This window comes from Pseudolactococcus plantarum (assembly GCF_002441715.1).
Taxonomy (GTDB): Bacteria; Bacillota; Bacilli; order Lactobacillales; family Streptococcaceae; genus Pseudolactococcus; species Pseudolactococcus plantarum.
Genome location: NZ_JXJX01000003.1, coordinates 117,466 through 129,983, shown reverse-complemented (window position 1 = coordinate 129,983; position 12,518 = coordinate 117,466). Strand labels below are relative to the sequence as shown.

10 protein-coding genes are annotated in these 12,518 nt (G+C 36.9%); 2 read left to right on the top strand and 8 right to left on the bottom strand.

What is annotated here, in order from left to right; all coding sequences use genetic code 11:
- Window position 1 precedes the first annotated feature (1 nt).
- The 5 genes from pheS to RU87_RS02630 all read right to left on the bottom strand — a co-directional run bounded on the left by pheS (window position 2) and on the right by RU87_RS02630 (window position 5,814).
- A complete protein-coding gene (gene pheS, locus RU87_RS02650; protein ID WP_068160256.1) occupies window positions 2–1,042 on the bottom strand; it encodes a phenylalanine--tRNA ligase subunit alpha in 1,041 nt (346 codons plus the stop codon).
- Between the two features lie 288 nt (window positions 1,043–1,330).
- Window positions 1,331–2,470 (bottom strand): trans-sulfuration enzyme family protein, encoded by a 1,140-nt coding sequence (locus RU87_RS02645; RefSeq protein WP_068160259.1) that lies wholly within the window; start codon window positions 2,468–2,470, stop codon window positions 1,331–1,333.
- 52 nt (window positions 2,471–2,522) lie between these two features.
- Window positions 2,523–3,920, bottom strand: coding sequence for an APC family permease (locus tag RU87_RS02640; protein WP_068160262.1), 1,398 nt, complete (start codon window positions 3,918–3,920; stop codon window positions 2,523–2,525).
- A 2-nt stretch (window positions 3,921–3,922) separates the two neighbouring features.
- Window positions 3,923–4,654, bottom strand: coding sequence for a gamma-glutamyl-gamma-aminobutyrate hydrolase family protein (locus RU87_RS02635; RefSeq protein ID WP_068160267.1), 732 nt, complete (start codon window positions 4,652–4,654; stop codon window positions 3,923–3,925).
- Between the two features lie 254 nt (window positions 4,655–4,908).
- Entirely contained in the window at window positions 4,909–5,814 is a 906-nt protein-coding gene (locus RU87_RS02630) for a LysR family transcriptional regulator (RefSeq protein WP_068160271.1), read from the bottom strand.
- 160 nt (window positions 5,815–5,974) lie between these two features.
- Here RU87_RS02630 and RU87_RS02625 point away from each other — a divergent pair, with 160 nt between their 5' ends.
- Together RU87_RS02625 and RU87_RS02620 are read left to right on the top strand one after the other, a co-directional pair.
- Entirely contained in the window at window positions 5,975–7,597 is a 1,623-nt protein-coding gene (locus RU87_RS02625; protein ID WP_068160274.1) for a malolactic enzyme, read from the top strand.
- Window positions 7,598–7,612: 15 nt separating this feature from the next.
- Window positions 7,613–8,893 (top strand): 2-hydroxycarboxylate transporter family protein, encoded by a 1,281-nt coding sequence (locus tag RU87_RS02620; protein ID WP_068160276.1) that lies wholly within the window; start codon window positions 7,613–7,615, stop codon window positions 8,891–8,893.
- Window positions 8,894–9,101: 208 nt separating this feature from the next.
- Here the strand turns inward: RU87_RS02620 and glmM are convergent, their stop codons facing one another.
- The 3 genes from glmM to cdaA form a co-directional block, all read right to left on the bottom strand.
- Window positions 9,102–10,457 carry a phosphoglucosamine mutase gene (glmM, locus tag RU87_RS02615; protein ID WP_068160280.1) on the bottom strand — a complete coding sequence of 452 codons (1,356 nt, stop codon included), beginning with the start codon at window positions 10,455–10,457 and terminating at the stop codon, window positions 9,102–9,104.
- A 95-nt stretch (window positions 10,458–10,552) separates the two neighbouring features.
- Window positions 10,553–11,512, bottom strand: a complete 960-nt coding sequence (locus RU87_RS02610; RefSeq protein ID WP_068160283.1) for a CdaR family protein — start codon at window positions 11,510–11,512, stop codon at window positions 10,553–10,555.
- Window positions 11,502–12,389, bottom strand: coding sequence for a diadenylate cyclase CdaA (gene cdaA, locus RU87_RS02605; RefSeq protein ID WP_068160287.1), 888 nt, complete (start codon window positions 12,387–12,389; stop codon window positions 11,502–11,504). The genes RU87_RS02610 and cdaA overlap by 11 nt, the downstream gene beginning before the upstream one ends.
- Between the last annotated feature and the right edge of the window lie 129 nt (window positions 12,390–12,518).

Sequence of the window (12,518 nt, the reverse complement as noted above, 5' to 3'; positions counted from 1 at the left end):
CTTAACCAATGAACTGCTCAGATAGACGTGCATCACCTAGATAGAATCCACGTATATCATTAATACCGTATCGTAACATGGCAATACGCTCTTGTCCTAATCCGAAAGCAAATCCTGAATATTTTTTACTATCGATTCCTGCCATCTCAAGTACATTTGGATGGACCATACCAGCACCTAGTACTTCAATCCAACCAGTTAATTTACAAACATTACACCCTTTACCACCACATTTGAAACATGAGATGTCAGCTTCTACTGAGGGTTCTGTAAATGGGAAATAGCTAGGACGCAAGCGAATTTTACGATCAGCACCAAACATTTTCTTCACAAGCAAATCAAGTGTCCCTTTTAAATCACTCATGGCGATATTTTCATCAATCACAAGACCTTCTATCTGATGGAATTGATGACTATGCGTTGCATCGTCAGTATCTCTACGATACACACGTCCTGGTGAGATCATTTTTAGTGGACCAGTTGAAAAATCATGCGCATCCATCGTTCTAGCTTGAACTGGACTTGTATGCGTTCTAAGCAAGATTTCTGGTGTGATATAAAAAGTATCTTGCATATCACGTGCTGGATGATCTTTAGGTAGATTCATGCGTTCAAAGTTATAGTAATCAGTTTCAACTTCATACCCATCTACGATTTGGTATCCCATACCTAAGAAGATATCTTCGATTTCTTCAGTCGTTTGTGTCAAAATATGACGATTGCCTTTTGCCACTTTAGTCCCTGGTAAGGTCACATCAAGTGTTTCATTAGCTAATTTTTGTGCAATGATCGCAGCTTCAATGACTGCTTTTTTATCTTCTAAAAGACTTGTAATCTCATCGCGCAGTTCGTTTGCCAAGGCACCAATTTTTGGTCGTTCTTCATTTGTTAAGTCTTTCATACCTTTTAAGATATCAGTTAACTGACCTTTCTTACCAAGTACAGAAACACGAAGTTCATTTAACGTCTTTTCATCTGCAATATCTGCTAATTTTTCAAGCGCTAGCTTTCGTAGTTCAGCTATTTTTTCTTGTAAGCTCATAATTCCCTTTCAATAAAAATACCACGGCATCACTTCCCATAAAGGAGCGAAAACCGCGGTACCATCCTAATTTCTAGACAATATGCCTAGCTTAATTATCATTATTTAATTGTTACCATGAAGTGAACTTCACAAACTTTCCCCTAAATGGCTTTCAGACACGACCATCTTCTCTGTTAAGTTATCAGTTTGCTACTCTTTTCAATATACCTAAAATCATACTAGAATTTCCGATCAATGTCAAGATATCAAAATCAAAAATCATTTCAAACAATCGATCGCATCACATCAAATTTCTAGCGCTTGTGCCAAATCTGCCAATAAATCCTCAGCATCTTCAATGCCACAAGATAGTCTAAACAGGGTATTGCTTACACCTTGTGCTGCACGTTCTTCATCACACAGGCAAGCATGTGACATGGTAGCTGGATGAGATAAGATAGACTCTACACCACCTAAACTAACTGCTAAGATAGGTAATGTCAGCTTTTCAAGAAAAACATCTATCTTATCTTCACTCACAAGTTCAAATGATAAAACCGCACCACCACTTTTAGCTTGTTGTTGATGTATCTCTGAACCAGTATGAGTCCTTAGCGTTGGATAATAAACTGTTTTAATATTTTTGTGTGTGCTTAAAAAGTCAGCGATTTGCTCAGCATTATTGATAGACTGCTTCATCCTAAGTCCTAGTGTCTTCATGCCACGTAAAGTCAACCACGCATCTTCTACACCTAAGATACCACCAAAGTTTTTCTGGAACAGTTGCAGTTTTTCATAGATGTCTTTATTATTTGTGGCGACTAACCCACCTAAGACATCACTGTGACCGTTGATAAACTTTGTAATACTTTCGACCACAATATCTACACCTAATTTTAAAGGCTGTTGATAAAGGGATGTCATAAAAGTATTATCTGCAACCACCAATAGATCATGTGCTTTTGCTAAGTCACAAACTTTTTTGATGTCTGTGACTTTTAAAAGTGGATTAGAAGGTGTTTCGATGTAGATCATCTTTGTTTCAGGTGTGATCTCTTTTTCAATTTTTTCAATAGATGACATATCTACAAAAGAAACATCTATCCCATATTGAGGTAAAACACACGTCGAAAATTGGCATGTCCCACCATAAACTTCTATTGGTAAAATAATATGATCACCAGATTTTAGCAACATCAAAACGTTAGAGATGGCTGCCATGCCAGATGCATAAGATAAGGCATAAGTTGAGTCTTCTAAACTACAAAAAGCCTTCTCCAACGCTTCAATCGTCGGATTACCAAAACGTGTATAGGTAAAGTCTTGATCCGGATCTGATAAGTGTTGTTGACTAAAAGTCGACGTTTGATACTTTGGAATAGATGAGGCACCAGTATAAGGATCAACAACTGGATAATCATGTAATAATTTTGTATTTATGCCCATTACTTTAACCCTCTTTGATAACTCTTTTTTGATAAGCGCATACGGATACCGCTCATTCATTAGCGCTTTGTTTAGCTTGTTTGCTAAGTTCTAGTGTCATCACAACAGCTGGCATGATAATATAGCCAATCGCCATGGCAAGGATCGCAAATAGGTTAAGACTTCGTCCACCATGCACGTTAATCAGTGTAAACATGCCCAGCCAATCAAACTTAGCTAAAAGCACAGCTGTCAACACTAGCCCAATACAAGGAATAATCACATCAGTTACGATATTCTTTTGCACATTATCCAGTACTTTTTCTTTATTTTTATTATAAAAGAACATCATGACAGCTAATGGTACGATTAGAAACTGGATAAATCTCGAGATTGAACTGATGACCATGATGCTAGTCATAGTATAATTAAATGCCATGGGAATTAAGATTGCAATCACTGCCGTGATAATAAATGCTCTTAAAGGAAAATCTTGTTTTGTTCTTTTCTTAAACCATGGAGATAGTTGTTTTTCAATTGAGATGGCTTCTAACGCACGTGGTGTATTAAAAGAATAGGCCACATTGATCCCAAACATCGAAATTAAAGCCCCATATAAAATCAAATTCTTAATCAGTGGTTGACTAAATACCGCAACTAAAGCAATCACTTGTTTGCTTAAGATCAATGATTTTGGATCAATCATCATCGATACTGTAACGATTAAGATATAAATAATCGCAATAATCAAGATAGCCAAAGGAATTGCTCTTGGCAAGTTTTTTTCTGGTTTTTCCATATCACCAGCACCACTTGCGACTGTTTCAAATCCTGCAAAAGCATAAAAGGCTGCGATAGTTGACATGACAAAGATGGATGATGTCATTTTTGGAATCAAAGGTGCACCACTTGCATTTTTCAAGTTATTGATGTCAGCAAAGTGGTTTGTCTTGGTTGAGATGACAATAAAGATTCCTATCAAGATCAGGAAGATTAATACTGATAGTTTGGCAATGGTTGCCGTGTTATTAATAATTTTAAAGACCTTAGGTCCTAAAAGATTAATGACTAGCATGACCAACATAAAAAGCACAAAGCCAATACTTACATCCATAAAATTCCCACTATCAAACCCAAATAAGGTCAAGAGAATCTTAACAACCCCTGTAGCCAAAACACCCCAAGAAATACAGGTTGCAAAGTAGCGTGTTAGGCCAATATAAAAGCCAATCTTACTGCCAAAGGCTGCTTTAGCGTAGACATAAGCTGCACCACTTTTTGATACATACTTTGAAGCTGAGGCAAACGTAACCGCAAGAACAGATGCAAATATAGCAGCACAAAAATAAATAAGAGGTGTCTTACTTCCTGCTTTAGCAACGACGGCACCAGGAGATAGGAAAATTCCAGAGCCGATAATTGAGTTAATGGTTAACAATACAATTGACCAAAAGCCAATTTTCTTAGTCATCTTTAGTTCCCTTCTGCTTGGCGTATTAAGGCCTTGAAAATCAGATTCATACTTGATACTGACTTATGCAACATTTCTGGATGCCATTGCACACCCATTAAAAAAGGGTAAGTTTTAGATTCAATCGCTTCGACTACACCGTCTTTTGCTATTGCACTTACCTTAAATTCTTCAGCTACCTTATTCATGACCTGGTGATGAAATGAATTCACAAGAATGTCTTCACTGCCTATGATAGATTTCAACTTAGATCCCTCAACTAGCTCTATTGAGTGAGTGACTTGCGCAGCACTATGAGACTGCCAATGTTTTAATGTTTTTTCAGATCGATAACTTAAATCTTGATACAAATTCCCACCATGACACACATTGATCAATTGCGCACCCCAGCAAATACCCAAGATCGGTACTGTTTTTGCTTTAGCAAGCTTTAAAACCTCAGACTCAAATCGATCTCTCTCTGGAAATAAATCACCTAATTTTTGCTCAGGCTCTTGATTATATTTGAGAGGTGTTATATCATTTCCCCCTGTTAAAATTAAGCCATCAATCATTGCAACTTGTTGTTCAATGACGGCTAAACTGGTATTCAGAGGAATAATGAGTGGTACGCCTCCATTTTGTACAACTGAGCTAATATAATCCTCATTTGCATATACACGACGATAACCAGGAAACATCCCTCCCTCATCAACTATGACACCTGAGGTGATGCCAATAATCGGTTTTGACATTTCAAAGTTCCTTTCTATAATACAGACGTATATAATGTTATCCTTTTATGGCCCATTTTTCAAGTATTTTCTGTAAATTAATGTAAATTATAATCATATTTAATCGTCTACACATAAATGATGTATCTAGTAGCTTTTTTACGACAACGACGACCAAACACGTCACCAAAAGTTTGCCCCTCACATACGAGATAAAGCTAATGTAAACCATATCAAAAAAAGCCTAATGATGTATTAGACTTTTATAAACTAGTTTATGATGGTTCTGATTGGTCTTTTTGTGATAACTTATCTAGCATATCTATCAATACCAAGAGTTTATCTGATAGGACTGCATTTCTTAAATAAGCATATTGGACATAAAATGACACTTTATCTTCACTAGCCAGAGGGATTTTGACTAACCCTTTCATGTCTTGAAAAGGTAGAAAATCGGTCATGAGTGTGATCCCTACATTTGACTTAACCATCTGTCCAATCGTATGGGCATCAGAAAAGCGAAATAGTATACGAGCTTTTTTTCTATATTTGTCACTTAAATTTTGAAAAGCTTTTGTATGCACAAAGTCATTTTCTAGTAATACAAATGGATAATCTAACGCTTCTTCAAATGAGATCTCTTTTTTTTGTGCTAACGGATTTTCTTTGGCTACAAAAATATAAAAATCACGTTGATATAATTGTTTTACTGTTAAATTAGGGTGTACTAAAGGCGTTACACTACCGATCAAACTAAACTCTAATTGCCCCGATAATAACTTAAGTAATAGTGCTTTTGACCCTCCAGAAACCAACTCAAAACTTGAAATCAGCTCTACTGCACCTTCTTCTGTCAACAATCCAGGCAAGATTCTTGCACGAATCATGGGTGGGAACCCAACATATACTTGATCTTGTCTGGCGTGTTCTATCGCCCGTTGTAGGACTGTGAATTCATATAATATATGTCTCACATACGTTTTTAATATTTCTCCTTCTTTTGTCAGAACGACAAATCGATGAGACGGATCTTTTTTTATTAAATCACAGTCATAATATGCCTCAAGTCGTTTCATGGCATGACTAATCGTTGGTTGGCTGACACCAAATTGATGAGCAACTTGTGTAAATGACAATACCTCTCCTAATGCATGAAAAAACTCAAAATCTCTTAAATTCATATACGCCACTTCCTTTTCCATTATTTTAGCACATTCATCAGCGAATTTGTTATTCTCAAAAGTTATCATAACTGACAAAATTGACTATAAGTACTTATAAGGTATAGACTATAGGGTGTAAAGAAGTCAAAACAAATTATATTAATTGGAGGATGTACAAATGCGTGCACATGAAGTCTTAAACAACCCTTTTTTAAATAAAGGTACTGCTTTTACAGAAAGCGAACGACAAGAACTTGGTTTGATCGGTCTCTTACCCCCTCACGTTCAAACGATAGAAGAACAAGCAGAACAAACGTATCAACATTATCTAACAAAATCATCAGACTTGGAAAAACGTCATTTCTTGATGGAAATTTTCAATACTAACCGTACCTTGTTCTATTATTTGTTTAACCAACATATTGTAGAATTTAACCCAATCGTCTACGACCCAACAATCGCAGATACAATCGAAAATTATAGCCGTCTTTTTGTAGACACACAATATGCAGCCTACTTAGATATTAACCACCCTGAAAACATCGAAGCAACATTAAAAAATGCTGCTGGCGATCGTGATATTCGCTTAATTGTTGTCACTGATGCTGAAGGTATTCTTGGTATTGGAGACTGGGGAACACAAGGTGTTGATATCTCTGTCGGAAAATTAATGATCTATACAGCTGCAGCAGGAATAGACCCTAAATGCGTGTTACCTGTCGTGATTGATGCTGGAACAAATAGAGCAGAACTTTTAGAAGATGCATTGTACTTGGGTAATCACCAAAAACGTGTTTATGGTGATAGCTACTATGCCTTTGTCGACAAATTCGTCAATACTGCTGAGGAGATGTTCCCTAAATTGTATTTACACTGGGAAGACTTCGGTCGTTCAAATGCTGCAACGATTTTAGATAAATACAAAACAGTTATCCCAACATTTAACGATGATATCCAAGGAACAGGTATCGTTGTACTCGGTGGTATTTTTGGGTCACTTGATATCACAGGTGGCAAATTAACTGATCAAATCTACCTTTGCTACGGTGGGGGATCTGCTGGTGCAGGTATTTCTAATCGTGTCCATGCAGAAATGGTAAGTGAAGGCTTATCTGAAGAGGAAGCTTACAAACGTTTCTTTATGGTTGATAAACAAGGTCTCTTATTTGATGATATGGATGATTTAACACCTGCTCAAAAACCATTTGCTAAAAACCGTGCTGACTTTGCTAACGCAGGAGATATGACAAATCTACTTGATGTCATCAAAACAGTTAAGCCAACTATTTTAGTTGGTACTTCGACGCATGCAGGTGCATTTACTAAAGAAGTCGTTGAAGCAATGTGTGAAAATACAGAACGTCCTGTTATCTTCCCTATTTCAAATCCAACCAAAAAACTAGAAGCAACAGCTCAACAAGTCATTGAATGGTCAGACGGCAAAGCATTTGTCGCAACTGGTGTCCCTTCAGGTACTATTAGTTATAAAGGTGTTGAATATCAAATTGGTCAAGCAAATAATGCCCTTATCTACCCAGGATTGGGCCTTGGGATGTTAGCATCAGAAGCATCATTACTTACTGACGAAATGATTGGTGCAGCAGCACATTCACTCAGTGGTATGGTTGATTTAGCACAACCTGGTGCACCAGTCTTACCACCATTCCAATACGTTGCAGACGTTTCTATCAAAGTTGCTGAAGCTGTAGCTAAGACTGCACAAGCACAAGGTCTCGCTAAAGCGTCAGAAACTGATATGGCTAAAGCAGTTAGAGCGCTCAAATGGTATCCAGAATATTAAGAGGCGTAATCACACATGAAAAAAATAACTAGTATCAAAATTTCTGGCATTAGCCTACCGCTTTATGCCTTTGTCATGATTACGCTAATCATCGTCACAGCATTAGGTAAATTACCACTGAATATGGTTGGGATTACACTGTTATTAGTTGCGCTAGGTCACTTATTGTATTTTATAGGTGAAAAATTACCGATCATGAACTCCTATCTAGGAGGTGGATCTGTATTTACCTTAATCGGTGCAACCTTACTAGCTACCTTTCATATCGTGCCAACGCATGTCATCGGCGCTGTTGGTAAATTTATGGGTGGACAATTCGGTTTCCTAGATTTCTATATCGCCGCACTTATTTGTGGCTCTATCTTAGGGATGAATCGCAATCTACTAATCAAAGCATCTACTAAGTTCATCCCCGTTGCCTTGGTGACGATGGTTGTCGGCTTCTTTGCTGTTGGTGGGATGGGGATGCTACTTGGTAAAGGGTTTGCTCACTCTGTTATGTATGTTTCAATGCCAATGATGGCAGGTGGTATGGGAGCAGGGATTACACCGCTTTCTCAAATATATGCACACGCCCTTTCTCATGGTGACCAATCCGTCATCTTTTCTCAATTAGCACCAGCCGTTACTTTTGGTAATATTATCGCCATCATTGGGGCTTTATCAATTTCCAAATTATTTGCCAAGACAAAATATAATGGACACGGTACCTTAATTTCCGCTACAAAAGAAGAACTAGAAAAACCAAAAATCATTCTTGATGCACAACGCATCGGTGTTGGTATGCTGTTTGCTTTCTCTTTATTAATGGTCGGAACAATTCTGAATAACTTTTTCCCTAAAATTCATGAATATGCTTTTATGATCATTATTGTCTTCATCATCAAAGCAACGAACACTGTACCGAAAAAATTAGAAGAGTCTGTTAGCATGTTTAATCAAGTGATTATGACTAATTTAACACATGCTGTACTAGCAGGGATTGGTCTAGCATTGATAGACCTTAGAACACTTGCATCTGCTTTTTCATGGCAATTTGTCGTACTCTGTTTAACAAGTGTCATCGCTATGGGCTTAACCAGTTGGTTCCTAGGTTTAGTACTTGGCATGTATCCCGTAGAAACTGCTATCGGAGCTGGTATGATCAACAACTCTATGGGTGGTACAGGTAATATTGCTGTATTATCTGCAGCTAATCGCATGGAAATGATTGCTTTTGCACAAATGGCGAACCGCTTATGTGGTGCAATTGTCTTAATTATGGGTGGTATACTCATCAGATTTTTCTATCATTAACCTGCATATAAATTGCTCATAATGCATACTCCAAAAATACTATCTCCTTTTCAAATGAGATAGTATTTTTTTGTATGTCCAACTGATTCTGATATAGTATCTCACTCTATTTAGTACTGACAATCACCTACATAAAAAACCTAGATGTGTATCACATGGTAGCTGATACATATCTAGGTTTTTATGCTTTACAACAAATGACTCAACCTTAATCAATACCGATCTCAGCGCGAACAACGTCTACGATGGTATCAACATAATCATTTACTTCGGCATCTGTAGGTGCTTCGGCCATGACACGTAACAAAGGTTCAGTACCACTAGGACGAACTAATATGCGACCATTGCCAGCCATCTTTTCTTCCATTTTAGCAATGACTTCAGCAATTTTAGGCACTGCCATCGCTTGATGCTTCATGCTGTTTTCGACACGAACATTAACTAATTTTTGAGGATAGATTTTAACTTCACTTGCTAATTTTGATAATTTTTTACCAGTTTCACGCATGACTTTAGCGAGTAAAATAGCTGAGGCTTGACCGTCTCCGGTCGTATTGTTATCAAGGTAGACGATATGTCCGGATTGCTCTCCACCAAAATTATAGCCGTTTTGCTTCATTTCTTCTACAACATAGCGATCACCAACACTTGTGATCACACACTCAATATCAGCTGCTGCTAATGCTTTAAGAAACCCTAAGTTTGACATCACAGTCGTCACAACCGTATTGTTTGTTAATTTACCTTGTTGTTTTAAATATTTAGCGATGATAAACATAATTTTATCACCATCCACAATAGCACCTGTTTCATCTACCGCAATCAATCTATCGCCATCACCGTCAAAGGCAAGTCCTAGATCTGCATGCATCTCAACAACTTCTTTTGCTAGATTCTCAGGATGTGTTGAGCCGACACCTAAGTTAATATTTAAGCCATTTGGAGACTCCCCAATCACATGTATATCTGCTAACAAGTCACTAAAAACTGTTCTTGCACTTGTATAAGTTGCACCATTAGCTGTATCTAAGACAATTTTAAGACCTTCAAACTTGCCTTCAGCAGTATGTTTTAAAAATTCATCATACTTTCTAACCGCTTCGCCATAATCATGTAATACCCCTAATCCTTGGGCCGATGGACGAGGTAAATTATCTGTTTCAGCATCCAATAATTCCTCTATTTCAAGTTCTTGGCTATCTGCTAGTTTAAACCCATCGCCACCAAAAAACTTAATCCCGTTATCTAAGGCAGGATTATGACTGGCAGAGATCATAACGCCAGCTGAAACCATATCTTTTTTAACCAGATAAGCCACACCTGGTGTCGCAATCACACCCAGATCAAATACTTCTATACCAACACTTAAAAGTCCTGAAATTAAAGCACTTCCTAACATTTGACCAGAAATACGTGTGTCTCTTGCTACATATACCTTTGGTGTATCAACTTCGTGTTGTGATAACACATAGCCACCAAATCGGCCTAGTTTAAAGGCTAATTCAGGTGTTAATTCAACGTTTGCTTCTCCACGTACACCATCAGTCCCAAAATATTTTCCCATTATTATCTCTTTTCAAATTTATTTATTACTATTCACATAGGTCATTACCAGATGATGTAAGTGACATAAAAGTATGCTAACTTATCTAGTATAACTTATTTTTTGACGGGTGTCACGACTACCTGCATTTCATCTGGTGTAATGGTCACACCATCTGCAGAAAGTGGCACTGTAATCGTCGTTTCTTTTTTAATATCAGTCACATCAATGTTTGCTGTGATATTTGAAATATTATCAATATATTTTTGCTCACCAGAAATATTGACTGTTGATTTGGCTAACTTATAGGTATAATCTTTCATGTCACTTGATTTTTTACCTGTAATTTTACCTACTACAGGAACATCTTTATTTGGTAAATCAACATCAACTGACATTTTTACGGAAGTCGGTGAAATCTTAGCTGGTAATACTTTCCCGGTCTTATCAACTGCTCTGAGATATACTTTTCCAGTAAAATCATTATCAAGAATCACATCACTTGGCAAATATGCCTCTACTCGATCAATTTGCGTAATGATAGAAGCACCAGAAGTGACCTGAACTTCTTTTTTATCAGTTGCCATCCCTTTTAGTTTATAGCCTTCTGGTAATAATTTTTCAGATACAACAGGTGTGACATTAAACGTCTTAGTCGCTTTTTTTTCTACCGTAACCGAGATGTTTCCTGGATCTACTTGTGCATTGACACCAGAGGCTAATTGGACAACTCTAATCGGAACCTCAACAGTCCCTTCTTTGACTTTGCTCAAATCAGCTACCAAATGAAAACTACGTGTATCATCAGATTTTTCAGCAGTTAAGCGTACCAGATTGTATGAAGTCAAATATACATTTGCAGTCCCATCAAATCCTGATACAAAATAGCGACTATTATCATATTTTAGATCTATCGGCATATCATAAATCGTTGTTGAATGCATTTCTGAACTATTACCTCGTCCATTTGCATTCTTTAATAAAACCGCATTGGCATTAAAGAATAAGATAATAGCAAAGAAAAGACTGATCAACATATAAATAATTTTAGAGATGATAACATCTTTATTTTTCACTTATATCACCTCTCTTTGCAAGTAGTTTGTCTAACAGCGTATGATTTTTAGAAGATTTTCTGTTATCCTCTAAGTGTTTAATCATAAAATCATGAAACTCACTTTTACTCATATCTGAATAGAAATTGCCGTTTTCTGTAATCGAAATACCACCGGTTTCTTCAGAAACAATCAAAGTAATCGCATCTGATACTTCCGATATCCCGATAGCAGCTCTATGTCGTGTACCAAATTCTTTAGAAATTTTACCATCCTCAGTTAAAGGAAGATAAGCAGATGTGGCAGCAATTTTATCACCTTGAATGATCACTGCACCATCATGAAGCGGCGTATTTGGAATAAAGATATTGATTAATAATTCAGCTGTAATGTCTGCATCAAGTTTGATACCAGTCGAGACAAATTCTTCTAATGTTTGCGACTGTTCAATGACAATCAAAGCACCTATCTTACGTTCACTCATGTAATTACATGCTTTTTCATAGGCTTTGATATAACTGGTTCTTTTGACATTTCGTTCTGCAATACCAAAATTAAGTGATTTTGTAGTCCGACCTAGTGTTTCTAATCCTCGACGGATTTCAGGTTGAAAAATAATCACTCCCGAAATGACACCATATGTGATGACTTGATTAAGTAGCCACTCAAAAGTGCCTAACCCTAACCAGCCACTGACAAATTTAAGCATGATAAAAAGAATCACACCACGCACTAATGTCATCATTTTTGTCCCTTGCACACTGCGCAAGGCTTTATAAATCAAGAAAGTAATTAAACAAATATCAACAATAGCGATAAATAGTCGCCAAGGTGTCAGATTTAATTGAATTATTTCTCGCCAAGATTGTATATTAAAAATTTGATTGAAATCATTCATATTTTTATTTTACCATTTTTGACCTATTTTATCAGGACAAAATGATACCTAACTTAAAATGAGCCATCTCATCACCTAATCTTGTAGAAAATCGCCACTAAGTATTTGGTTTTGTCACCCATAGCAGAA

Excerpts from the sequence above, each read along its gene's own strand:
- glmM (WP_068160280.1), bottom strand. The coding sequence starts at position 10,457 with ATGGGAAAATATTTTGGGACTGATGGTGTACGTGGAGAAGCAAACGTT.
- RU87_RS02620 (WP_068160276.1), top strand. The coding sequence starts at position 7,613 with ATGAAAAAAATAACTAGTATCAAAATTTCTGGCATTAGCCTACCGCTT.
- RU87_RS02625 (WP_068160274.1), top strand. The coding sequence starts at position 5,975 with ATGCGTGCACATGAAGTCTTAAACAACCCTTTTTTAAATAAAGGTACT.
- RU87_RS02645 (WP_068160259.1), bottom strand. The coding sequence starts at position 2,470 with ATGGGCATAAATACAAAATTATTACATGATTATCCAGTTGTTGATCCT.
- cdaA (WP_068160287.1), bottom strand. The coding sequence starts at position 12,389 with ATGAATGATTTCAATCAAATTTTTAATATACAATCTTGGCGAGAAATA.
- pheS (WP_068160256.1), bottom strand. The coding sequence starts at position 1,042 with ATGAGCTTACAAGAAAAAATAGCTGAACTACGAAAGCTAGCGCTTGAA.
- RU87_RS02635 (WP_068160267.1), bottom strand. The coding sequence starts at position 4,654 with ATGTCAAAACCGATTATTGGCATCACCTCAGGTGTCATAGTTGATGAG.
- RU87_RS02640 (WP_068160262.1), bottom strand. The coding sequence starts at position 3,920 with ATGACTAAGAAAATTGGCTTTTGGTCAATTGTATTGTTAACCATTAAC.
- RU87_RS02630 (WP_068160271.1), bottom strand. The coding sequence starts at position 5,814 with ATGAATTTAAGAGATTTTGAGTTTTTTCATGCATTAGGAGAGGTATTG.